General features: G+C 64.8%; 17 protein-coding genes. 14 read left to right on the forward strand and 3 right to left on the reverse strand.

Going from position 1 to position 23,526, the window contains the following annotated elements; translation table 11 throughout:
- Window positions 1-77: 77 nt before the first annotated feature.
- The 11 genes from AC1RM6_RS21685 to AC1RM6_RS21735 all read left to right on the forward strand — a co-directional run bounded on the left by AC1RM6_RS21685 (window position 78) and on the right by AC1RM6_RS21735 (window position 15,205).
- The gene (locus tag AC1RM6_RS21685; RefSeq protein ID WP_493105038.1) at window positions 78-1,442 is read left to right on the forward strand and encodes a tetratricopeptide repeat protein; all 1,365 of its coding nucleotides are present in this window, start codon (window positions 78-80) and stop codon (window positions 1,440-1,442) included.
- A 222-nt stretch (window positions 1,443-1,664) separates the two neighbouring features.
- Window positions 1,665-2,999 (forward strand): UDP-glucose dehydrogenase family protein, encoded by a 1,335-nt coding sequence (locus AC1RM6_RS21690; protein WP_493105040.1) that lies wholly within the window; start codon window positions 1,665-1,667, stop codon window positions 2,997-2,999.
- A gap of 742 nt (window positions 3,000-3,741) precedes the next feature.
- The gene (locus AC1RM6_RS21695; RefSeq protein WP_493105042.1) at window positions 3,742-5,028 is read left to right on the forward strand and encodes an alginate O-acetyltransferase AlgX-related protein; all 1,287 of its coding nucleotides are present in this window, start codon (window positions 3,742-3,744) and stop codon (window positions 5,026-5,028) included.
- Between the two features lie 7 nt (window positions 5,029-5,035).
- A complete protein-coding gene (locus AC1RM6_RS21700; protein ID WP_493105044.1) occupies window positions 5,036-6,208 on the forward strand; it encodes a hypothetical protein in 1,173 nt (390 codons plus the stop codon).
- Between the two features lie 245 nt (window positions 6,209-6,453).
- Window positions 6,454-6,825, forward strand: coding sequence for a hypothetical protein (locus AC1RM6_RS21705; RefSeq protein WP_493105046.1), 372 nt, complete (start codon window positions 6,454-6,456; stop codon window positions 6,823-6,825).
- 347 nt (window positions 6,826-7,172) lie between these two features.
- Window positions 7,173-8,402: a glycosyltransferase family protein gene (locus tag AC1RM6_RS21710; RefSeq protein WP_493105048.1), complete on the forward strand. Its 1,230-nt coding sequence runs from the start codon at window positions 7,173-7,175 to the stop codon at window positions 8,400-8,402.
- A complete protein-coding gene (locus AC1RM6_RS21715; protein ID WP_493105050.1) occupies window positions 8,402-10,063 on the forward strand; it encodes a glycosyltransferase in 1,662 nt (553 codons plus the stop codon). Before AC1RM6_RS21710 ends, AC1RM6_RS21715 begins: the two co-directional genes overlap by 1 nt.
- Before the next feature lie 18 nt (window positions 10,064-10,081).
- Window positions 10,082-12,088, forward strand: coding sequence for a hypothetical protein (locus AC1RM6_RS21720; protein ID WP_493105052.1), 2,007 nt, complete (start codon window positions 10,082-10,084; stop codon window positions 12,086-12,088).
- The gene (locus tag AC1RM6_RS21725; protein ID WP_493105054.1) at window positions 12,085-13,461 is read left to right on the forward strand and encodes a glycosyltransferase; all 1,377 of its coding nucleotides are present in this window, start codon (window positions 12,085-12,087) and stop codon (window positions 13,459-13,461) included. The genes AC1RM6_RS21720 and AC1RM6_RS21725 overlap by 4 nt, the downstream gene beginning before the upstream one ends.
- A 125-nt stretch (window positions 13,462-13,586) precedes the next feature.
- Complete coding sequence (locus AC1RM6_RS21730) at window positions 13,587-14,891, forward strand: tetratricopeptide repeat protein (protein ID WP_493105056.1); 1,305 nt, start codon at window positions 13,587-13,589, stop codon at window positions 14,889-14,891.
- Window positions 14,892-14,956: 65 nt separating this feature from the next.
- Window positions 14,957-15,205: an acyl carrier protein gene (locus tag AC1RM6_RS21735; protein WP_493105058.1), complete on the forward strand. Its 249-nt coding sequence runs from the start codon at window positions 14,957-14,959 to the stop codon at window positions 15,203-15,205.
- 109 nt (window positions 15,206-15,314) lie between these two features.
- Here the strand turns inward: AC1RM6_RS21735 and AC1RM6_RS21740 are convergent, their stop codons facing one another.
- Both AC1RM6_RS21740 and AC1RM6_RS21745 read right to left on the reverse strand, forming a co-directional pair.
- Window positions 15,315-16,046, reverse strand: coding sequence for a hypothetical protein (locus AC1RM6_RS21740; RefSeq protein WP_493105060.1), 732 nt, complete (start codon window positions 16,044-16,046; stop codon window positions 15,315-15,317).
- A gap of 246 nt (window positions 16,047-16,292) precedes the next feature.
- On the reverse strand, window positions 16,293-18,758 hold the full coding sequence (locus AC1RM6_RS21745; protein WP_493105062.1) for a glycosyltransferase: 2,466 nt from the start codon (window positions 18,756-18,758) through the stop codon (window positions 16,293-16,295).
- Between the two features lie 356 nt (window positions 18,759-19,114).
- Here AC1RM6_RS21745 and AC1RM6_RS21750 point away from each other — a divergent pair, with 356 nt between their 5' ends.
- From AC1RM6_RS21750 to AC1RM6_RS21760, 3 genes are read left to right on the forward strand one after another with little or no spacing between them, the layout of a single operon-like run.
- Complete coding sequence (locus AC1RM6_RS21750) at window positions 19,115-20,674, forward strand: aldolase catalytic domain-containing protein (protein WP_493105064.1); 1,560 nt, start codon at window positions 19,115-19,117, stop codon at window positions 20,672-20,674.
- 2 nt (window positions 20,675-20,676) lie between these two features.
- Entirely contained in the window at window positions 20,677-21,381 is a 705-nt protein-coding gene (locus AC1RM6_RS21755; protein WP_493105065.1) for an HAD family hydrolase, read from the forward strand.
- Entirely contained in the window at window positions 21,378-22,088 is a 711-nt protein-coding gene (locus tag AC1RM6_RS21760; protein ID WP_493105067.1) for an acylneuraminate cytidylyltransferase family protein, read from the forward strand. The genes AC1RM6_RS21755 and AC1RM6_RS21760 overlap by 4 nt, the downstream gene beginning before the upstream one ends.
- 74 nt (window positions 22,089-22,162) lie before the next feature.
- Here AC1RM6_RS21760 and AC1RM6_RS21765 read toward each other — a convergent pair whose 3' ends face one another.
- A complete protein-coding gene (locus tag AC1RM6_RS21765; RefSeq protein ID WP_493105069.1) occupies window positions 22,163-23,443 on the reverse strand; it encodes a tetratricopeptide repeat protein in 1,281 nt (426 codons plus the stop codon).
- Window positions 23,444-23,526: the final 83 nt, after the last annotated feature.

The following is a 23,526-nucleotide window of genomic DNA, read 5'->3' on the forward strand; positions in this document are numbered from 1 at the left end:
TGTCGACCAACGCCAGATCGATCGTATTTTTCACGACGCGGACGAGCGGAACCAACTCCTCTTGGCGGATCCTCGGCATGGTCAACGACCATGCCAAACGGCAAGGCGTGCCGGTCCGCGACATGGTCCAGATGGCCAATGAGGTTAAGAAGGGCGAGGTTTCCAAGGGTTTCGACTGGCATAATCTGCCGCCTCAGGGGCATTTGTTCCTGCACCAGATGATCGAGCGGGTGAATCCGGCGCCGCTGGCCGCCGGCAAGGGCCCACGCTTCCTCGTCAATTTCCGCGACCCGCGCGACCTGACCTGCAACCAGTATTTCTGGCAGGACGGCCATCGGCGGCCCGACGAGACCGAAGGCGAATTCCAGGACCGGCTCGCCGTCATCCACGACATGGGCATCGACAAGTGGATCGTCAGCCGGCTGCCCAAGGACGCGCTCGATACCAACAACTATGTCGCCGACTATCTCGACCAGGTCGACCTGATTCCCGAATCGGACCGGGTGATGCTGGGCTATGCGCGGCTGTGCCTCGATCTGGACAGCTGGGCCGAACGCGTCGCGGATGTTTTCGGGGTGAAGCTGACCAAGGAGCTCAAGGCCGATCTCGAGCCCGAGCGAGTCGCCAATCTGAGCAACAATGATCGCTGGGTCGGCCATACCTGGGTCGGCGCCGACACCCTGCCCGGACGCTACAAGCGCGACGTCAAGCCGAACACGATCGCGCTGATGAACCTGGCGTTCGAAGGTTCGCTGCGCCGCATGGCGGCGATGGATCCCGAACATGCGCATCTCTATCTCGAAGGCCTGCCCAAGGAGACGACGGCAGCCTATCGCAAGAGCGAAGAGGTCGGCACGCTGGGACGCAAAGGCCGCAAGCTGATGCTTGCCGAGCAATATGCGGCGGCGGAGGAAAAGCTCAACGCCGCGCTCGCGCTCGATCCGAAGAACGAGGACCTGACCAAGATCCTCGACCTCACCAAGGCGCGGGCGGCCAGGGCGGCGAAAAATGCCAATGACAGCCAGGAGACCAAGGAAGCGCGCGCGATCAAGGATGCCAAGGAGCTCAAGAAGATCGCCGAGCAGCTTGCCAAGCTGCGTCGCGAAGGCCGCAACCAGCTTCATGCCGGCGACTATCCGGGCGCCGATCGGGCGTTCAAGGCGGCGCTCGCGCTCGACCCCGACAATGCCGACATCAAGGACCAGCTCGAGGTCTGCAGGGTCCGGACCGCGCGCCAGAAGCGCGAAGTCGCGAAGATGACCAAGGCGGGCAAGGACCTGGTCCACGCCGGCGATTATGCGGCCGCCGACGTCAAGCTCAAGGCGGCGCTCGCGCTCGATCCGGAAAGTGCCGAGATCAAGGCGCTGCTCGAACTGTCGAAGATCCGCGCCGCGCGGGTCATCAGGGAGGCTGCGAAAGCCAAGGCTTCGCAAGCCGCCTGACGCGTCGCGATCCTGAAGCGCACGAAATCCGCTAGCACCGGATTGGCGGCGACGGGCTCGTCGGTTCGCCTGCGTGGCGGCACGCGATGCGATCGCCGCGCGACCTCGACCGGAGGTTGCGCGGCGATCCGCGTTGCGGCGCCGGGGACGGGGCGCTATCTGGGCTCGCGGCAACCAGAAGCTTCCTCTCCCCAAATTTTCCAGCAGGCGATCGGGTAAACGATGCGTATCACGATGATTGGTACAGGTTATGTGGGCCTCGTATCGGGCGCCTGCTTTGCCGATTTCGGCCACGACGTGGTCTGCGTCGACAAGGACGAATCGAAGATCGACAAGGTCAAGAACGGCATCATGCCGATCTACGAACCCGGTCTCGCCGAACTGGTCGCGGCCAATGTCCGTGCGAACCGCCTGTCCTTCACCACCGACCTGGCCGAAGGCGTCACCGGCGCCGATGCGGTGTTCATCGCGGTCGGCACGCCGTCGCGCCGCGGCGATGGCCATGCCGATCTGAGCTATGTCTATGCGGCGGCTCGCGAGGTTGCCGAGGCGGTGACCGGCCCCACCGTGATCGTGACCAAGTCGACCGTCCCGATCGGGACCGGCGACGAGGTCGAGCGCCTGATCGCCGAGGTTGCCCCGGACAAGGCGATCTGGGTCGTATCGAACCCCGAATTCCTGCGCGAAGGCGCCGCGATCGAGGATTTCAAGCGCCCCGACCGGGTCGTCGTCGGCTCCGAAAGCCCCGAGGCGACACGGGTGATGCAGCAGGTCTATCGACCGCTGTCGCTCAACAAGGCGCCGGTGATGTTCACCGGTCGGCGATCGGCCGAAATGATCAAATATGCCGCCAACGCCTTCCTCGCGACCAAGATCACCTTCATCAACGAGATCGCCGACCTGTGCGAAAGCAGCGGCGCCGACGTCCAGGAAGTCGCGCGCGGCATGGGGCTGGACGGTCGGATCGGATCGAAATTCCTGCACGCCGGGCCGGGTTATGGCGGCTCCTGCTTCCCCAAGGACACGCTCGCCCTGCTCAAGACCGCCGACGATCATGAGGTTCCGCTGCGGATCGTCGAGGCGGTGGTGAAGGTCAACGACGCCCGCAAGCGCGCGATGGGGCGCAAGGTGATCGCGGCGATGGGCGGCGAGGCCCGCGGCAAGACCGTCGGCCTGCTCGGCCTCGCGTTCAAGCCCAACACCGACGACATGCGCGACGCCCCCTCGATCGCGATCGTCCAGGCGTTGCAGGACGCCGGCGCCAAGGTCCGTGCCTATGATCCCGAAAGCATGGAGCAGGCACGCATGGTGATGAACGATGTCGAGTTCATGGCCAGTCCCTATGCGGTGGCCGACGGCGCCGACGCCCTGGTGCTGGTGACCGAATGGGATGCGTTTCGCGCGCTCGACCTGCCGCGGATCGCCGGCATGCTGAAGTCGCCGGTGCTGGTCGACCTGCGCAACATCTATCCGTCGGCCGAGGTCGCGCGCGCTTCACTGTCCTACACCGGCGTCGGCAAGGGCGCCGCAGCCCCCGCGGGCACGCACCACGCCTGAAAATTGGCACGGCGGTCCATAGGGGCTATGCCGCACCGCACCACGGCCTTTTTCTCCAGTCTGGATCGAGTCGATGAAACGCTTTCTGAGCCGGTTTACGCGAGCGGGCAGCGACAAGGGTCCCGCCGATCCGACGGCGCCCGACACCCCGGCGGCAAGCGATACGTCCCCGGAGTCCGGGCTCGATCCGGCGGAATCGGATTCGCCTGACGACGGCGAAGCCCCGTTCGAATTCGAGCTGCGCGAACCCACCGACGAGGAACTGAGCGCGTCCTTCCTGTCCAAACAGGATTTTCTCGACCTCGACCGCGTGATGGCCACCGGCATCGGCCGCATGGGGGCGACGCCGCCGCCGCCGAAATCCGCGGCGGTCATCCCGCTGAATCCTGCACCGCCTCCCCAGGCTCCTGTCTCGCAGCCCCCTGTCTCACAGGTCGTGATCGAGCAAACGCCACCGGCCGAGGCAGCCCCTCAACCGGCTGCAGTCCCGCCCGACACTGGCGCCGTGACAGTTTCCGGCGACGCGACAAGCGTATCCGAGGCCCGGATCGAGACCACGGCTCCACCCGCAAGCGCGCCGGCCGAGCCCGCAGCGCCAGCCCCCCGCCCGGCCCCGCCGGTCGAGGCGGCCACAGCGAAGCCTCCCAAGCCCCCCAAGCCGGCCAGGCCCGCGAAAACACCCAAGGCCGTAGAGGCTCCGTCGACCGAACCGCGCACGCTGGTCGGGTTCTGGGATGGGCTGGTGGTTGGCCAGGCGTTGCACGGCTGGGCCGGCGATTCGCACGATCCCGCCTGCCGCACCGTCAAGATCACGTTGTTCATCGACGGCGAGGACGTCGGCAGCACCTTGGCCGATGGCGACCGCGCGGACACGCCGCATGGCGCCTTCACGCTGCCCTTCTCCGATCCGGCGATCGCCCGATATATCATCGAGGACCGGGCCGTGCTGCGGGCGACCCGTGGCGACCTTCCCCCGCTCGATCTTCTGATGTTCCCCTCGATCCTCGACATCGCCCGGACCCACCGTACCCGGGAACTCGAAAAGTCCGGGGTGCAGATCGGCAACCTCGCGCCCACCCCCAAGGTCGTGGCGGATCTGAGCCTGTTCCGGTTGCCGATCGGCCTCGAATCGGTCGATGGCGCGGCGGTTATCGGCAGGGAAGGCTTCCTGTTCGCCCATCGCGGACCGCACGACGTCGCCGGCCATTATGCCGACCGCACCGGCCCGAAGATCGAATCCGATGCAGAGGCCTGGCTGAGCCTGTTCCGGGGCAGGCAGGCGGCGATCGCCCGCCGCAAGGCGGTCTATGTCCAGAGCATATTTCCCGAGAAGGCGACGATCCTGCACGCGCTGACGCCGCCGGGATCGCCGATGATCACGGCACGCCTCAGCCTGATCGAAGCGAATATCGCCGATCAGCTGCGCGCCGACGCCAAGGCCTTCCCTTATTACCGGTCGCTCGTCGCCGCGCTGCGCGCGTGCCACGCCGCCGGCATCGCACCCTATCTGCGATTGGACGACGGGATTCGTGCGATCGGCGCGCAATTGTGCTTCTATCAGCTCGCCAACCAGATCGGCGGGCTGGTCGACGGACGCACCGACCAATTTGCGAAGATCGCGGAGCTGTGCAGCCAAATTCCGCCTGCCGGACGCGAAAGCGTGCCGTTTGCGGGCGAATTGGCGCAGCATTTCTCCTTTCCGATATACGAGACCGAACTCGTCCCCGAATATGCTGAGATCGAGGCATTGCTGCCCGGGCCGGCGGAAACCGAAACGCGCGACGATGGCGCGCTGCGGTCGACGTGGCACAATCCCTCGGCACCCTGCGATCTGAAGATATTGGCGTTCGGCAGCTTCGGAAACGGCGCCAGCAATCGCAGCCAGAGCTGGTGGTTCAAGGCGATGTTCCGCGATTTCAGCGTCGTCGAATCCGCCGAAATCGACCTGTCGCTGATCAATCGCTGGCGCCCCGACGTCGTGCTTTGCCAGAGCATGGAACGGACGCTGCGCACGCTGCCCGCGCGCTGAACCGGCCGTGGCGCGGCGCGCGCTCCGGCCACCGGCGATCATCATCGCCGCAGCGGCGCTGGCCGCCGTCGCGACCGCATTGGCGGGAGTCGTGCCCGACTCCTCGCTCCGGCTGAGCGTCGTCGGCCGGTTCGAACCCGTATATGACTGGCAATCGCAGCGCTGCGAGCAATGGGATGTACCGGACGCGCCCGTGCGGGCCTTTCGCGACGCCAGCGGACAGATCGTCCTGTTCGCCAGCGACGAAAAGAATCGCAGCTTCAACGGCCGATCGCTGCTGCATCTTCGCCATGGCTGCGCGAAGGCGTTGGTCAGCCGTGACGATCCCGATCCCGCAGCCTATGCCGGATGGAGCTACATAACCGCGACCTGGACCGAGGACGGGCGGCATGTCGCCGCGCTGGTGCATGATGAATATCGCGCCGGCCGCTATCCCGGACGATGCCGGTTCACCGCGGCGATGGCCTGCTGGTACAACAGCATCGTCGCGGCGAGCTCGAACGATGGCGGGCGCAGCTTCGCAACCGCATCGCGGCCGATACTGGTGGCGGGCGCCAGCTTTCGCCAGGAGGTGGAGCAGGGGCGACATCGCGGCTTCTTCAATCCGTCGAACATCGTCAGGCTGGGCGCTGCCTATTATTTCATGGCCAATACCACCGGCGGCGGCGCGCAACGCCCCGGAGTTTGCCTGTTCCGGTCGTCGAACCCGTTCGATCCGACCTCGTGGCGGGGGCTGTCCGCCGACGGCTATCGCTATCGCGCGACCGATCCCTATCGTTCGACACCGGGACAGGCCGAGGTGCCATGCCAGCCGGTCGCCATCGGCGGAGCGCCCGGATCGATCAGCTACCACAAGCCGAGCGGGCGCTATCTCGCGGTGATGCAGGTCGGTCGTGCGTCCGACGCTCCGGACGGATCGATCCGCTACAGCTGGTCCGCCGATCTCGTCCATTGGACGCCCACCAGGACCCTGTTGCGGCTGCCGATCCTCGGCTCGCGATCCTGCGACGACAAGGCTCGCTATTCCTATCCGTCGCTGATCGACGCCGACGAGGGCGGTCGCAACTTCGACAGTATCGGCGCGAGACCCTGGCTTTTCCTGACGAGGATGGCGGTGTCGGCCTGCCATGAGACGGTCGATCGCGATCTTCTGCGCGTGCGGCTGCGGATCGGCGAATGAGCTGCCGACGCCGCACCGCCATGTCGCGGGATCGCACAAAATCCCGAAATGCCGCAAATATGGCAGCCGGCTGGAAAAAACTGTCGGGTCAGGCGACTAGAATCGCTGCAAATGCGAAAAGAACCATGCTAGCATCGTTCGACGGACCAGAGTGACGGGGGAATGCGGGCTTGCTCTCAGGTGTAGTGGATTTCTTCTCCGACAGGGTGTTGGCGGGATGGGTCAGGGGCCCGCAGGCGACGGAAGTGTCGATCGGCGCCCTTATCGGTGACAATCGCGTGGCGGGGGCGGGTATTCGCGACCCGCAACAGCCCGATCTCATCCGGTTCAGGATATCGCTGCCGCGTGCCGTCGCCGCCGGCGATCTGGCGAGCGGCAAGATCGTGATCGAGGCGCGCACCGCAACCGAAAGCATCGTGCTGGATCTGTGGGAACCGATCATGGTCGCCGCCGAACTCAACAATATGAACGGCGTGATGCTCGAGCGGGTTCTCGGTTCGCTGACTCCGGAGAAATATAGCGAACTGGCAACCGTTTTCGGGGCCTCGACCAAAAAGCCCCAGCCGGGAACGACGGTCGATGCCAGCGCTTATGAGGACCTGATGCGCTGGTCATAGTTGCAGGCGCCGAAGAGCGCCTAAATCCACGCAATTAAGATTGAATTTAGTCTTTTGACCCTATACCGCTAGACGTGATTTTCCCGACAGTTTCTCGGTCGGTGGGGCGACGGGAGTGTAAGCGCGTGAACAAAGGTGCTGGAGGCGCCACGGTGGGCGATGCGGCCGCCGGCCTCACGGCCCAGGCCGTTCCGCAACAAGCCCATGATGCGACCGCCCAGTTCGCCGTTGCCGACGCTGCTTCCGAACATGGCGATGTTTCTCGAGATGATATTTCTCCGGGCGAGGGTTCGGGGGAAGCGCGGGTTTCCAAGCGACTGTTCACCAAGCCCCATGGCGTCGAAACGATGGCCCGGTTCGGCTCGCACCTTGCGATCAGGCTTTGGGCGGTCGACGCCACCGAATTCATCCGGATCATCCTGCGGGTCGGGGGCGTCACCTCCAACCAGACCCGCGTCACCACCCTGTTCTACGCCCGCAAGGACATCGAGCCCCGCGCGCCCGGCGCCGTCGGACTGACGATCCTGCTGCGCGATCCCGCGCTGCTCGAGGCGGGCGCGGTCGAGGTATTGCTGGTGTCGGTCCGCGACGAAATCCTCGTCGCGCGCAAGGCGGTCGTGCCCAACAGCTATTCGGATTTCTTCGCCGGGATCGTCTACGATATCCAGCGCACCGGCCGGCAGATCGAGCAGCGGCTGTTGTTCGATCGCAGCCGCGGACTGTCCGATCTGATCCAGTCGAGCTGGAACGAATATCTCGCCGAACAGAAGTCGGCCTATCTGAGCTTCGGCAAGGCCTATCGTCCATCGACCTTCTCGGTGATCACGGTCTTCTATCGCAAGCCGTTCATCGCCAGCCTCTACGCCTTCACCACCCGCATCCTCGACCTGCCGCCGGGCGCCGAGATCATCCTCGGCTTCCAGCAGGGTTCGCTGTTCCAGCAGCAGGTCGATTATCTGGAAAGCCTGTTCAAGCTGTTCCAGATCAACCACAAGATCATCCTGTTCGAGGACAATATCGGCTTCGCCGCGGCGAACAACGTCGCCGTCGAACTGTCGACCTCGCAGCGCATCCTGTTGGTCAATCCCGATATCTGCTGCAACGACCCGACGGTCTACACCCGGCTCGCCGCGGCCTCCGACGACGGCAATGTCTATGGCGCGACGCTGCTGTCCGACGCCGACGAGGTGATGCACAACGGGATCGAACTGCTCGACCAGACGATATCCTACAAGAACAAGGCACAGCGCGTCCTGCGCACCTCGCATATCGGTCGCCACATGCCGGTCGACCTGATCGAGGAAGGGGCGATCACCGATGTCGAGGCGGTCAGCGGTGCGCTGATCGCGGTCGGCAAACCGACCTGGAACAGGATCGGCGGCTTGCCCGAACATTTCGTCTTCGCGCATTTCGAGGATGTCGAATTCTGCCGGATGGCCAAACGCGCGGGAGTATCGGTGAAGGTCTATAACACCCGCGATCTCATCCATCTCGAATCCTACGGATCGGGCGAGGATTCGCTGCTCAACGCGATCAAGCAGGTCAATTCGGCCATCTTCAACATGGGCGCACGCTGATGCGGGCGCTGGTGCTTTCCTTCATGCATCCGGACATCGTGCCGGGGGGCGCCCAGCAGGTCGCCTACAACCTCCATCTCGGCCTGCGCCAGGCCGGCCACCAGAGCTTCTTCACCGCCTTCCACGACCGGCTACCGACGCGGCTGGTGTCGGAGTCGACCCCGATCGTGAAGATGCCGCAGCGCGAGAACGAATATATCGTCAACGTCGCGGCGTTCGACTATGACCGCTTCGTCTCGTGCAGCCGATGGGTCCTCGAAGCTTATATCCGCTTCGCCAAGGGCATCGATCCGAACGTCATCTTCGTCCATCACTTCATGCTGACGGGCATCGATTTCCTGGTCGCGCTGCGCAAGGCGTTCCCCAAGGCGCGTTTCATCTTCACCGCGCACGAGTTCCTGCCGATCTGCAAACGCGACGGCCATCTCGTCCGCCCCAATGGCCAGCTCTGCTCGAGCTTCACCCCGTTCGACTGCATCGGCTGCTTCCCCAATAGCGAGCCGAAGGACTTCTCGGTCCGCTTCCGGATGTTCCAGCGCCTGTTCGACATATGCGACGTCGTCGTCACGCCGTCGCTGTTCCAGGGCCAGATCATGGCGCAGCATTTCCGGTTCGGGGACCGGCTCGCGGTGGTACCGAATGGCAGCTTCGAGACGGTCAGCCACGCCTATAACGGCATGGACCGCCGTCCGCGCGGCGAGACGATGGCCTTTTTCGGCCAGGTGCTGCGCGACAAGGGGATCGGCTTCCTGCTGCACCAGATCCCGCCGCTGCTCGCCAGCCGCAAGCAGCTCAAGATCGATATCTGGGGCGGTGGCCTCAATCTCAACCGTCCCGACTTTCAGCAGAAGGTCGCGCAGGCGGTCAAGCTGATCAGCGACAATTTCGGCAAGGACCGACTGGTGCTGCGCGGCAATTACGACAATCGCCGCGTCGTCGAGATCATGTCGGCTTATGACTGCCTGCTGTTCCCGTCGCTATGGCCGGAAACCTTCTCGATGGTGTTCAGCGAGGCGCTCATCGCCGGCTGCAAGATCGTCGCGCCCGCCATCGGAGCCTTCAAGGAACGCGCGGCCGAAGCCGGCGCCAACGCCTATCTCTACAAGCTGGGCGACGCCTTGTCCTTCTCGGTCGCGGTCAATGCCGCGCTGTCGTCGCCTTATTCGCCGCTGGCCGGGGACGCCGGCGAGAATCTGACGATCGCGGCCATGACCGAAAGCTATCTGGCCGCGGCGCTGTCGCGCGCCGACACCGTCGGCACCGAACTGCTTCCGCCCGACCTCGCCGATATCGGCGGCGTGGGACTGGCCGACTTCGACCTCTCCCAGCCGGCGGTCGACGACGACGACGACGAGGACGAGCCGATGACCATGATGGTCGGCGGCGGCGACGATGTCGCGCTCGACTTCGGCGACGAACAGATGCTGCAGCCCGAACAGATGCTCGAGCTCACGCGACCGATGATCGACCAGGTGCCGGCGCCGACCGACGACTGGACCGTCGCCGCCGAGGCGACCGACGCCGGCACCGATCCGTTCGGCGACATGGTGGGGGCCGCGCCGCCGCCCTCATTCTCCGACTTCCCCGACATCGCGAGCCTTCCGGCGATCGAGGATCCGGTAACGCCCGCGCCGAAGAAGCGCCGGCGTTTCGGTTTCTGACGCCTCTCGGCGATGGCGATGCCCCCCTCCCCCATGTCCGCTGACGGCGGCGCCTCGCGCGGCCGCGTCGAAGGCCTTGTCGAGACGTTCGATCTCGCCGGCGGGATCGAGGGCTGGGCGATCGATCTCGAAAATCCCGGCGCGCGTCTCACCGTCGAGCTGATGATAGGCGATATGACCGTGGCGCGAGCGGTGGTCGAGCGGCCGCGCCGCGACCTCGCAATTGCCCCGGGACGCGAGATGATGGCCGGCTTCGCCTTCCAGGGCATGCTGCAGGATCGCATCGGCGAGATGATCACCGCCGGTGCCCAGGGTCAGCTTGGCGTACGGGTGGTCGGCGCGAGCACCATGTTGCGCAGCCTGACACCGCTACCCGACACCGCCACCCTGGCCGCGACGCCCGCCGTCCCCACCCTGGCGGCCGCGGCGGCCGATGGCGAGTTCGACCTGCTCGCCCGCCTGTCGCAGCAGCGCGGCAAGGCCGAGCCGCTCGCACGCACGCCGTTGCGCGCCGACCCGGCCAACATGGCCGGCTATATCGAGCAGATCGCGATCGACGAAAGCGGGCTGGTCTGGTTCAGCGGCTGGATGAAGAGCCGGGTCGCCGCCGACATGCCGGTGCTCATCTTCGACGGGCAGCGCACCACCGGCGCGATGGCGACGATGATGTTCAAGCGCGACGATGCCGGCATCGACGCCGCCGGCGTGATCGGCGTGATCCAGTCGGACTGGCGCCCCGTCTCGGGCGGAAACCTCCTGATCTTCTTCGACGACGGCAAATCCTATCTCCAGGCGGTCAACGCGCTGGTCCCGTCGACCAAGCGCGATTTCGCCGAGCATTTCTCGTTCCGCTGGCCGGTATCCTATGGTGGCCACCGGCTCAGCCTCAAGCAGCTGTTCGACCATCCCGACAGCTGGCAGCCCACCGGCGAATTTTCGGGCGCGCGCGTCCGCGCTTCGCTCGAGGAAGTCTATGTACTGCCCGCCTTCGGCGCGATCGTCCGAGGCTGGGTGCTCAGCCCGCTCAAGACCGTCGATGGTTTCGCGATGCGGTTCGGATCGACCGTGCTCGAATGCGACCGCGACAGCATCGGCTTCGGCGAACGGCACGACCTGTACGACGCCGCGCAGGGATGCGACCTGCTGCCCGGGCGGGCCGGCTTCGTCGCCGTGTTCCGTGGACCGATCGGCGCGCGCGACATCGACAACCCGACGCTCAAGGTGTTGCTCGGCGACGGCACGGCCTCGATCCACGGCATCGACCCGGGCGCGGTGCGCCGCCTCGGCCATGCCGCCTCGCTCGATCTGCTGCGCCACCTCTATCCGGCGCTCACCGCCGAGCATTTTTTCCCGGAGCTGGCCGCCGCGATCCGCGACGAGGTTCGGACACGGGCCGCGCGGGTGACGCCGATGCAGGTCGCGCCATGCGATGCCGCGCTGGTCTTCGCGGTACCGGACGAGCGCAGCGATGCCTTCCTCCTGTTCGAGGAAGTCGGCCGCCGCGCCCGGGGCGCCGAAGCCGGCGCCGGATTGATCTTCATCGCCGATCGCGGCGCGACGCGGCCTGCCGTGGTCGCGCTGTTCCGCGAGTTGGCGGCGGCAACCAGCACCCCGTGCAGCCTGTTCCTCGGCGACGACCCGGCCGGCGCGCTCCACGCGCTGCCGCACATCCTCGAAGCGACCGGCGCCGACCATTTCGCCTTCTTTGGCCCCTCGGCGCTTGTTACCGACGCCGGCTGGCGGGCCGCGACCACCCATGACGGCACGCTCGCCCTCTACGCGGTTCGCGATGCCGCTCGTTCCGACGATAGCGGCACGGCTTCGCTCGAATCCTTCGCCTGGCGTCGCGCGCCGTTCGAGGCCTGGCTGGCCGATGTTCCGGCGTTCGTCGGCGGTGCGCGCCATCAGGCGGTCGGGTTGCTGCCCGACGCGCCGCCTGCGTTGGCCGACGGCGCGCGGCTGCTGCGCCCGGACGCACCGACCCGGCTGGAACGGGCCGTCAACGAGGCCGCAGGCACCGCATGACCCCGAATCTTCCTCCCCCCCGCGATGGCGAACGGATCGCGATCGTCAGCCATGTCCATCCGTCGATCCAGCGCGGCGGTGCCGAACTGTCGGCCTATGCGGTCTATCAGGGCCTGGCGGCGCTGGGCCGCGACGTCATCTTCGTCGCCGCGGTGTCCGAGGATCGCCGCGGCGAACTCGCGCTCGCGTCGGACCGTGAATATGCGCTGTTCCACGATCCCGAACTCTACGACCATTTCTACCATGTCGGCAGCGCTGCGCTCGGCACCCGCCTGATCGAACTGCTCGCGGCGGCCGAGGTGACGCTGGTCAACTTTCACCATTTCATGAATTTCGGGATCGATACGATCCGCGCGGTCGCCGAGCATCCGGCGTTCCGGACGGTCATGACGCTCCACGAATATCTCGCGATCTGCCACAATCATGGCCAGATGATCACGCGGCAGCATCGCGTGCTGTGCGAGGAGGCCAGCCTTCCCGCCTGCATCGGCTGCTACCCCGAACATAGCCGCCAGCAGTTCGCGATCCGGCGCGATCGCTTCCTCGACAGCTTCGCCGCGATCGACGGCTTCGTCTCGCCGAGCCATTTCCTGGCCGGCCGCTATGCCGACTGGGGGATTCCGCCCGAACGGCTGCGGGTGATCGAAAACGGGCTCAACCATGTGCCGCCGTCCGCGCCGCCGCGCCGGCGCCGCACCGGCGACGACAGCTGGGTTTTCGGCTTTTTCGGCCAGATCACGCCGTTCAAGGGGGTGTCGACCCTGCTCGACACGGTCGAGCTGATCGCCGCGCATGAAGAGCTTTCCGAGCGGATCTCGATCCGGGTCCATGGCAATATGGTCGGCCAGGGCCAAGCCTTTCTCGACCGGTTCGAAACCGCCGTCGAGGAGCACCCCTTCCTCAGCTATGCCGGCGCCTATGGCAATCGCGACGTCGGCCGGCTGATGGCGGCATGCGACTATGTTCTCGTGCCCAGCCTGTGGTGGGAAAATTCGCCGGTGGTCATCCAGGAAGCCTATGCGATCGGCCGCCCGGTGATCGCCACCGGCATCGGCGGCATGGCGGAAAAGGTCGTCGACGGCGTGACCGGCCTGCATTTCGGTACCGGCGACCATGTCGATCTGCTGCGCGTGTTCGAGCTCGCCGCCGATCGACAGGCCTATGACGCGCTGATCGCCCAACTGCCGCCGGTGCTCGATGCCGTCGCCATGGGGCGTGCTTATGGCGACGTCTTCGATGCGCTGACGCGCCCGGACTTCGTCGACGCGACCGATCCGGTACCGGCGATCACATCCAACCCTGCGGCCGCCGCCATCCCGGCCATGGCGGCAGGTCATTCCTCAGGCCGCCGCAAAGGAAGCACGCGGCGCTGAGAGCCGATCGCATATCGGCGATTGTCGGCCGTAGCCGAACGCTTTATCGATCGTCGCGCGTCAGGTTTTCCGCAGCCGCGCGCGCTTTTTTCCTGGTTCGTGCCGCGGGGAGTGTCGGATAGCTTATGGGTTCCGAGGTGATCGATATAAGCGATCTGTCCGCGAAAGCGCGCGCCGCGTACGACCGCAAGAAATTTCGAGAGGCACTGGATCTGTGGAAGCAGGTCCGGCAGCTGTCCCCGAACGACCCCGACGGATTTTGCGGCCTCGGCGAAACCCTGGACGCGCTGAAGATGTTCAGCCAGGCCGACCATTGGTTCAGCGAAGGCATAGGTCAGTTTCCCGACAATTATCTGCTGCGCCTCCATTATGCATGGGCCGCCGCGCACCGGACGGACTGGAGCGAGGCTGAAAGGCGGTTCTCGGCAGCGCTGCCATATTGGCCTGACGACCATTCGACCCTGTTCGGCCTAGCCATGGCGCGCTTCGAACAGAAAAAATTCGCCGAGGCGCGCGAGGCACTGATCTCGATCAGCAACGACTATCACGAGCATAGCCGCGGCCTGCTGGCCCGCGTCGAGGCCGAATTGGCCCGCGAGTTGCCGATATCGACCGACTTGCCCGAGCAGCCGATGCTCGATCAGATCGCCGCCCTGCGAGCATCGGATCAATCGGAGGAGGCCGTGCCGATCTGCGAGGAAGGGCTGCGCCGGTTTCCGGACAGTGTCGCCTTGCTGGTGGCCCATGCCGAGCTCGCCCAGGACGCCCGCGACTGGTCCGCCGCATTGGTGCGCTGGGACAAGGTCAAGGCCACCTCGCCCAGGCTTGCCGCCGGTTATAGCGGCAGTGCCGTTGCGCTCCGGTCGCTCGGTCGCGCCGCCGAAGCCGATCTGATGCTGACTCCTGCGCTGCAGTTGTTCGGCGATGATCGCGAGGTCGTGCGGCAGGCCGCCTTGACGTCGGCGGCCAACGGCGACTGGCGCGAGGCGGCAAAGCGCTTTCGGATGCTGCAGAAGGCCGACCCGCTGTCGCCCGGAGGATTCGCCGGGGAGATGGCGGCGCTCAACCGAGCCGGCGATCCCCAGAGTGCCGAAATCGTCGGGATAACCTCGATCAAGCGTTTCCCGGACAGTCTGGCGGTTCGCGCCCAATATGCTCTCACCGCCGAAACGGCGGAAGCCTGGACCGTCGCGCTTGGCCGCTGGCGATCGATGCGCCAGGAATTTCGGCCGAACGTCGAACCGTGGGGCGGACTTGCGCGCAGCCTGATCGCGCTCGATCGCATCGACGAAGCCGAAGCCGCCATCGACGAAGCGCTCGCCGCGCATCCCGGACAAGCCGAACTGGTGCGGCTTCGCGCGGAACTGGTCGGCCGGCGCGAGGCCAGGCCGGTCGCCACGACTCATTCCCGCCATAATGACCCAGCATGAAGATCGACCTGGGCGCGATCATATCGCGCCCCGATCCCAGAAATAGCGGACAGGATAAGTCGACGATGACCGACGGAAGCGCACTGGCCGGCCTCAACGCGATATTTGCCGACCTGTTCATGCGCGATGACATCGTGCTGCGTCCCGACATGACGATGGCGGACATCGGCGGGTGGGACTCGTTCAAGCAGATCGAGATCATCATGGAAGCCGAAGATCGCTTCGGGATCAAGTTCAGGAGCCGCGAACTCGACGACCTGCCCAATGTCGGCGCGCTGGTGGCGCTGATCGAACGAAAGACCGCCGAGGGCTGACGCCGCCCACCCGGCCGGCCCCCGCATCGTTACGTTCGGGCTGCCATATCCGATGCCATTCCGCCGACGGGCCGGAGCCTCGCGCGTTGCGAAGCCCGGTCAACGGCGATCAGACGTCGATGCTGTCGAGATAATATTCGGCGTAATCGGGATCGAGCCGCGCCATCCGCCGGAGCACGTCGCCATAATTGGCGTTGAGCACGCGCAGCGTCTCGGGCTTGAGCTCGCGCTTGAACCGGCCCGGCGCGGTATCGCCGCCGACCCACTGGGTTCCGATCCACTGCGGATTGTCGGCCAGCCCCTCGGGGCGCTCGGGCGCGAGGTCGGCCCACAGTTCGGGCGTCAGCTTGACCCCGAACGGCTTGGCGACCCGCTCGACGAAACTGTCGAAGCCGAGGCAGACACGGGCATAGGTGGCGATGACCCGCTGGCTTGCGGGAATCGCGTCCACCGCCGCGAGAAATTTGTTGTAATAGACGTCGGGCGCGCTGGGATCCTTGGGCAGACGCTCGAGGATCCACTGATCGCGGCCCTTCTCGTTCACCTTCCTGATCCGCTCGGCAAAGGCCTCGTCGCTTTCCTCGAACGCCTGATGATAGGTCGTCCAGTAGAACTGGTTGCACAGCACGTCGCGCGGATCGCGGAAATTGACGACGAACTGCATGTCCGCCGGCTGGACCGCGCCATTGGTGAGGTGAATCACATTATGGTGGATGACCGTGTCTTCGAACGGCAACTGACCCCAGTTGAAGTCGCTCGGCAGCGAACCGACATGCACTTCATGGCCGAGATGGCGAATACCGCGCGCGGGGAGCCCCTGCCGCTCGGCATGTTTTTGCAAATGCAACATTATCCGCCATATCGACGCCGACGCACTTGTTTGCGTGGTGAAGAAGACGACACTGTTAACGGGCATTGCTATTCCTTTATTCGCGACTCGTTCTTGGGCGTGTCCCGCGGCATTCGAACCTTGATCATCCCATATGGAGCGCGTCGTTACGGCGCCAAAATGCCTCTCTAGCTGAATTTCGAAGGATATTGATAGCAGCTTCCGCCCACGCGATCGTGATGCAGTTCACAGCCGCCCTCACTCGGCGTGGATCCGCATCAGCCGCTTGGCGTCATCGCCCCCGATCTTGCCCGCCAATCGCTGCCACTGGTCATACCATAGCAACGCACACGGCCCCGCATAAGCGACGCTCCATGGCTTGGGCCGATCGAGGAAATGGAGGATCGCCGCCTCGTCGGGCAGCTCTGCGATCGTCTTCTCTTCCGAGACGGGATAGTTGAACGCCTCGTCGAGCGACATCGAAAGGCCGCGGAAACCGCGGTTGAGCGCGCATTGATCATGATAGATCAGCACGGCATCGCCGCCGATCGCCGCGATCGAACCGTCGAGGCCGGTCATGGCGCCCGGATTGGTGAAATCGAACAGCAGCACACCCGAGTTGAAATAAGTCCCCTCGGTCAGATCGTGCGCCCGCGTCGCCGCGAGCACCTCGGCCCGCAGCGGTTCGCGACGCGCCGCGATCGGATCGCCGTTCATCGGCATCGTCAGCAGTTCGACGAAGCGCGGACGGATCACCGTGTCCGAATCGACATAGACGCCGCGGTCGTACATCCCGCCCTTGGCGAGGTGATGCGCGAAATAGATGCGATAGAAAGCCGCGCTCGACAGGACATGGCCGCTGGTGAACAGGCCATAATCGGCGGACAGCTTCTCGGGCGACGGAATCAACGGCTCGACCGGGACCAGGATCGGCTCGACCCCGTTCATCGCCATCGCCTTGGCGGTATCGCGAACCTCGTCGAGCGCCTCCTGGTCGGCGACCACGAAGAAGTCGCAGTCATAGCCCTCGCAGGCGGTCATGACCGATTCGAGCGCGACCATCGTCGAGCAGATATAGTTGCGATCGGAACACAGGAAGATCGCGTTGCGGCCCCGGCGAGCGACCCCACCCGAAGCCTCCATGCGCAGCTTCTTCGCCAGCAGCGTGTCGGCCTGCCCCTTGCTTTCCTCGATCAGCCGCGGAAGCTCGTCATGACGACGCGCCATGTCATAGCTGATGATCATGTGCAGCTTGGCGAGATCGGCGCTGCCGCGCCAATTGGCGACCGCCTCGATCGCCTTGAGCACCTCGCTGTGGCCGCCGGTCTTGCTGACCGCGCGGAAAATCACATAGCCGATCTGCGGATAGCTGAACTCGTGGCTGAGCCAAGGGATCGTCCGCTCGACGATATCCGACCACAGCCGATCCTCGGCCAGCGACCGCAGGACCGGCGCCATGAAGCTGCTCGGCAGCGGGACGATCGCGTCGAGCTGGAGCCGCAGCGTGCGGCTGAGGTCGCGATCGCTACGGAAGCAGGCCAGCTCGAACCGCTTGAGCAGGATTTCGGGCCGGCCCTCGTCGTCGGTAATCGACCGCAGCGCGGCGTCCGCACGGTCCCAGTTCTGCTGCCGGAACGACAGGTCGGTTTCGAGGAGCTTGACCGTGATATGGTCGCGATCGGCTTCCTTGACCTTGTGCAGGAGCGCCTCGACCGTTGCCAGCCGCCCCTGGCCCAGCGCGCCATAGGCCGCCTCGATCAGCGCGTAGTAGATCTGGCCATGCGGCGGAATCACCCAAGGCCCGACCAGCGCGCTGATCCCGTCGAAATCCTGGCGAATCTGCAGATCGCGCAGACGCAAGCGGTTGCGCTGAACGTCGCTGAATTCGAGGCGATGATCGGTCAGCGCCTCCTCGATGGTCTTGCCATCGGCGCGCAGCGACGCCTCGAAGTAGATCGCGAGGGCATTTTCGGGCGCCGTCGCCGGATCTTCGACGATCAGTTCCTTGGCGACCTCGGCGGCCCGCTTGGGATCGACCCGCAAATAGCTGTCGGCGAGCGCCGCCCTGCCCCATTTGTCGAGCTGGCCGAGCGCATAGGGTCCGTTGAGCAGCGTAACCGCGCGGTTGTGATCACCGAGCGCGATACAGGCTTCCGCCAGGCGGGTCGTGATATGCGGCGTCGGATTGCGCGCGAAGAAATATTCGTAGAGCGGCAGGCTCTGATCGCGGCTGACATGCATGAACACATGCCCGGCCACCCGCTCGAGCAGCCGCATGTCGTCGCTGGTATAGGGATCGGCGCCCAATGCGGCGAATTTCGTCGCATATTCCGCCGCCGCGCCATTGTTCCCGCGTGTCGATTCGATCCGCGTGAGCCACAGCCAGTTGAACGGGAAGAAGGGGTCGACCTCGGTCCCGCGCAGCAGTTCCTCGGCCGCCGCGCTCATGTCGCCGCGGTGCAGATAGACCCTGCCGATCTTGTGGTAAATCTCGACCCTGCGGCTATCGAGCATCTTGGCGGTTTCGAGCATCGATAGCGAACGCTCGTGCGCGCCGACGATGAACGCCAGATCCGCCAGCGCCAGCAACTGCTCGAGCCGAGCATCCTCGTGCGAGAAATTGCTGGAAAAATGATCCCACGCGGCATGCGCCTGCGTGACGTCATTGTCCTGGATCAGCTTGTCGATCTGCCACTCGTTGAAGAAGGTAGCTATCTTAGCCAAAATGCCCCCCGACATGTTATGTTCGAATCAGGAAGCCCGAACGAGCGCAACACGATCGCACGTCGGACGTGAACATCCTGAGAATGCCTGCCAATTCCGCGTTGCCCCTCATAGTAAAATGACAGCGGCTCGCGCAAGGGCTCGGGGGCGAAACTTTTTGATGCGACGCAACATCGCCTTTGCGGCGGTAGCGTCACAAAAACGACGCAACCATAAGCGCCCGCAATATTTTTTCGCCATCAACCTCGCATAGGGGGTTGAATATGCCGCGCTCGCAAGTGCACACGGCTTTACGGTCTCGCAGGCGGCTGATAGACAGTCGCCGATGATTGGACCGACTGACGCCGGGGGCATCGATGGTTGAAGTACTTGATTGCACGCTACGCGACGGTGGTTATTACACGAACTGGGATTTCCAGCCCGAGCTCGTCGACACCTATATCGATTCCGTGGCGCGCCTGCCGATCGATTATATCGAACTCGGTTATGTCAACGACGACATGAACGGCTATTTCGGCGAATTCTTCTTCCTGCGGCCGGACAAGCTGCGGTCGATCAAGAAGCGCCTGCGCAGCGACCAGAAACTCATCGTGATGCTCGACGGCAAGTCGGGCAAGCCCGACCGGGTCGAGCCGCTGTTCTCGCCGCTCGTCGGCATCGTCGACTGCGTGCGAATCACCGCAGCGCCGAATGCTCTCGCCGATTGCCTGGCGCTCGCGCGCGAGTTCAAGAAGCTCGGCATCGAGGTCGGCTTCAACGTGATGTACATGTCGACCTACCAGGACGACATCAGCAAGCTCCAGCTCGCGATCGACGAGCCCGAATCCTATGATTATCTGTCGGTTGTCGACAGCTATGGCGGCTGCTCACCGGAAAGCGTGCGCCGGGTCGTCACCGATCTGCGCGCCGCGCTGCCCGACGTCGCGATCGGCTATCATGGCCATGACAATATGTGCCTGGCCTTCGCCAACACGCTCGCGGCGATCGAGGCCGGCGCCGACGTCGTCGACGGCACCTTCACCGGCATGGGCCGTGGCGCCGGCAATCTGCGCACCGAAACCGTGCTGATCCATCTTGCGCGCGCCGAAGGCCGTGCGCTCGACTATGAGGCGCTGGCCAATGTGGTCTCGCCGTTCGAGGAAATGCGCAAGGAATATGAGTGGGGCACCAACCTGCCCTATATGCTGTCCGGCGCGAACAACCTGCCCCAGAAGGACGTGATGGATTGGCTCGCCAAGAGCCGCTATTCGGTTCTGTCGATCATCCGCTCGCTCCAGCAGCAGAGCGGTGCCGAGGTCGACCGGCTCGGCTATCCCGACGTCTCGTCGCTGGGCCTCGAGGGCAAGAGCGCTCTGCTGGTCGGCGGTGGTCCGTCGGTGCTCCAGCATCTCGATGCGGTCCGCGACTTCGTCGAGCGCTACGATCCGATCGTCGTCTTCTCGTCGTCGCGCCATCTGAACATCGCCAACCAGATCGGTGGCCGCCAACTCCTGTGCCTTCCCGGCCATGACGCCTTCCGGGCGACCAAGGCGCAGACCGCGAACTTCGTCGGCGCCGTCGTCGCGACGCCGCCGCGGATTCCCGACTGCGTTCCCTCGGGCCTCACGGTGCCGGTCTACCAGGCCAATCCGGTCGGTGTCGGCTACGGCACCCCGGAGAGCGGCCCGGTGTCCGACTCGGGTCCGATGGCCCTCGGCCTGGGCGTCGTCGAAGCGCTGAAACTCGAGAAATGCTGGCTGGTCGGCTTCGACGGCTATGAGCAGGCCTCGCAGGCGCAGCAGGAGCTCGGCCGCGAAGTGCAGATGTCGCTCGACACCTTTGCGCAGAAGCATGGCAGCAGTTCGATCGCGAGCCTCACGCCGACCCGCTATGATGTGGGTCGCCGGTCCGTCCACGGCCTCGTCGCCGCGGCCTGATCATGCTCGCGCCCGGCTCGAAGCCGGCAGCGGTCATCTTCGACTGCGACGGGGTGCTGCTCGTCTCCAACCGGATGAAGATCCGGGTGTTTTGCAGCGCCTCGCACGATGCCGGTTTTTCCGAAGAGCATGTGACGGCTTTCCGCCGTCACGTCGCCGGCAATTTCGGCACCTCGCGGCGGCGCCTGTTCGAATGGCTGGTCCAGACGGCAGGCGCCCCCCGCGACGGGGTCGACGTCGAATCGCTCGTCCAGGGCTATGCCGATGGGCTCTATTCGGCCTATGTGCGCTGCCCGACCACGCCCGGCATGCTCGGGGTGCTCGATCGAATCCGTGATGCCGGCATCCCGATGTTCATCGTTTCCGGCTCCGATCAGGCCGAGCTGCGTTCGGTGATGAAGGAGAAGGGGCTCGACGCCTATTTCGTCGACATCCTCGGTTCGCCAACCGGCAAGCCCGCCCATATCGAAGCGATCGCCGAGCGGCTCGGGATCGACGAAGCAGCACGCGGCAGCATGATGTTCGTCGGCGATGCCGAAGCGGACTTGCGTGCCGCCGATGCCACCGGCACGAGGTTCGTCTATATGGACCATTATTCGACTGCCAAGCCCGGCATGCGCGCCCATTGGGCGGGCCGTGGCTTCGAGCGGATTCGCGACCTGCGGGAGCTGCCCGCGCTCATCCCTGATATGGCGGATGCCCGATGACGATAACTGCCTTCCTGCCCTGCCGTTCGGGCAGCCAGCGCGTTCCGTTCAAGAACACCCGCCCCTTCGCCGGCAATTCGGAGGGCCTGGTCGGCATCAAGCTGGATCAGCTGATCCAGTCGCCGCTGATCGACGAGATCGTGCTGTCGACCAACGATCCGGTCGTGATCGCGGTCGGAGAAACCCGGCTGGATTCCGCCAAGGGTCGTTTGCGGATCGACCATCGCCCCGATCACCTCTGCTCGTCGGCGACGCTGACCGACGAGGTCATCGCCTATGTCCCGACCATCATCGCCGAAGGCACCGTGCTCTGGACGCACGTCACATCGCCCTTCTTCGATGGCGAGGATTATTCGATCGCGCTCAAGGCCTATCATGACGCGCTCGCCGCCGGGACCCATGACAGCCTGGCCGGCGCGACCCGCATCCAGAATTTTCTGTGGAACGAGAGCGGGCCGGTCAATTACGACCGCAAGGTCGAAAAATGGCCGCGGACCCAGACCTTCGAGCCATTGTTCGAGATCAATAGCTCGATCTTCATCGCTCCGATCGAAATCTACCGCGACCAGGCCGACCGCATCGGCGACCGGCCGGTGCTGTACGAAGTCAGCAAGGAAAAGACCGTCGACATCGACTGGCCAGACGATTTCGTGATCGCCGAGCTTCTCTGGCAGGCACGCGACCAGAAAGCTGGCCGGGCCGCCTGAACCGGATCAGACCCGGCTCTCAGTGAGGATGCCGAGCGGGGAAGGTATCGCATGCGGCCTTCCCCGTTGCATGTTCAGACCTCGCAGACGCGCTTGAACTGAAAATTCCCGCTGTCGATCTGCGCCTCGATCTCCCGAACGATCTTCAGCACGCTCGGGCTGTCCGGTGTCAACTTGAGGGCGCGATTGGCCGTCCGCAGCGCCTTTTCCGATTCGCCACAGGCCGCCAACGACCTCGCAAGGAATTTCAGGGTCGTTGGATTGTCCGGCTGCGCGCGGTCCACCTTGCGGGCCACCGGCAACGCCTCGACGAGGCGCTGGGCGCGCATCAGGCAATCGAGAAGGGTCTTCTGAAGCGGTATATCCGCGTCGTTGAGCTTCACGGCGGCCGCAGCCGCTTCGATCGCCTCGTCATGGCGTGACAACGCCGACAGGCTGCGCGCCATCACCCGCCAGGGTGCCGGCATATCGGGGCGAAGATCACGGGCCTGCCGCGCGCATTCGAGCGCTTCCTCATATTCGCCACGGGCGAACGAGGCCTGGCTGACATTGAGCCATTTCTTGACGCTGGTCGGCTTGGGATCGAGTTCGACGGCTTTTCTGAGTGCAGCCGACGCCAGCGCCTTGCGCCCATTCTTGTGGGCATGGACCGCCAGTTCGGACCAATAGGTCTGCGAGTTGCCGCGGCGCGCCCGCAGCGCCTGGCGGAAGCCGCCATAGCTATAGGTTCCGGCGATCATCTGCAGCAGCAGCGTTTCGAGCAGATCGGCCTGGAGCAGAACCCGGCCCGGCATATGGCCACCGAAATAGATCGGCAGGAATTCGATATTCGCCTTGCCGCCGAACAGTGCCGCCTGCCGCTGGTCGAGTTCGTGGCGCGGATCGAACACCACCAGCCCCATCGTCGTCGTCGACAGCTTCGCCAGCATGTCGTCGTTGATGAAGCTGATCCGGGCCGCTTCCTTGACCCAGCGCGGCTCGGAAGGCGCCTTGGCCGGATCGATCGAGAATTGCGGCGCGACCATCAGGGTCGCGTCGGCCGCGAATTCGGCGGAATGGAGACCAGCGCCATAGCCGCCCATGCTCGCCCCATAGACGATCACCCGGCGATATCCGTGCGCGGCGATCAACCGCTTCGCTTCGGCGATGGCCGCCGGCATTTCGGTCGATTGCCACCAGTGATTCCATTTCGACAGGAAATGGATCGCCGAGATGCCGCGCTTGTCGAAGAACCTCTCGCCAAAACCTTCCTGATGGGGGGTCGGCGACAGCGAGGTGAAGGTGACGACGCAGATGTCGCCCCCCATGTCACGGTGGCGAAGATCGATGTCGTCACCCGAAAACATAGTACTCATATACGCGTAAACCTCTGTGGGCACAGGCGATGCGCGACCTTTTCAGCGGCCGAGCGTTAAGTTCAGTATCCCCACCGGTGCGG

Source organism: Rhizorhabdus sp. GW822-FHT03C02 (assembly GCF_058801765.1).

Coding starts and splice junctions, on each gene's coding strand:
- AC1RM6_RS21715 (WP_493105050.1), top strand. CDS start 8,402: ATGCGGGCGCTGGTGCTTTCCTTCATGCATCCGGACATCGTGCCGGGG.
- AC1RM6_RS21710 (WP_493105048.1), top strand. CDS start 7,173: ATGGCCCGGTTCGGCTCGCACCTTGCGATCAGGCTTTGGGCGGTCGAC.
- AC1RM6_RS21760 (WP_493105067.1), top strand. CDS start 21,378: ATGACGATAACTGCCTTCCTGCCCTGCCGTTCGGGCAGCCAGCGCGTT.
- AC1RM6_RS21735 (WP_493105058.1), top strand. CDS start 14,957: ATGACCGACGGAAGCGCACTGGCCGGCCTCAACGCGATATTTGCCGAC.
- AC1RM6_RS21725 (WP_493105054.1), top strand. CDS start 12,085: ATGACCCCGAATCTTCCTCCCCCCCGCGATGGCGAACGGATCGCGATC.
- AC1RM6_RS21765 (WP_493105069.1), bottom strand. CDS start 23,443: ATGAGTACTATGTTTTCGGGTGACGACATCGATCTTCGCCACCGTGAC.
- AC1RM6_RS21690 (WP_493105040.1), top strand. CDS start 1,665: ATGCGTATCACGATGATTGGTACAGGTTATGTGGGCCTCGTATCGGGC.
- AC1RM6_RS21755 (WP_493105065.1), top strand. CDS start 20,677: ATGCTCGCGCCCGGCTCGAAGCCGGCAGCGGTCATCTTCGACTGCGAC.
- AC1RM6_RS21750 (WP_493105064.1), top strand. CDS start 19,115: ATGGTTGAAGTACTTGATTGCACGCTACGCGACGGTGGTTATTACACG.
- AC1RM6_RS21730 (WP_493105056.1), top strand. CDS start 13,587: ATGGGTTCCGAGGTGATCGATATAAGCGATCTGTCCGCGAAAGCGCGC.
- AC1RM6_RS21685 (WP_493105038.1), top strand. CDS start 78: ATGGTCAACGACCATGCCAAACGGCAAGGCGTGCCGGTCCGCGACATG.
- AC1RM6_RS21720 (WP_493105052.1), top strand. CDS start 10,082: ATGCCCCCCTCCCCCATGTCCGCTGACGGCGGCGCCTCGCGCGGCCGC.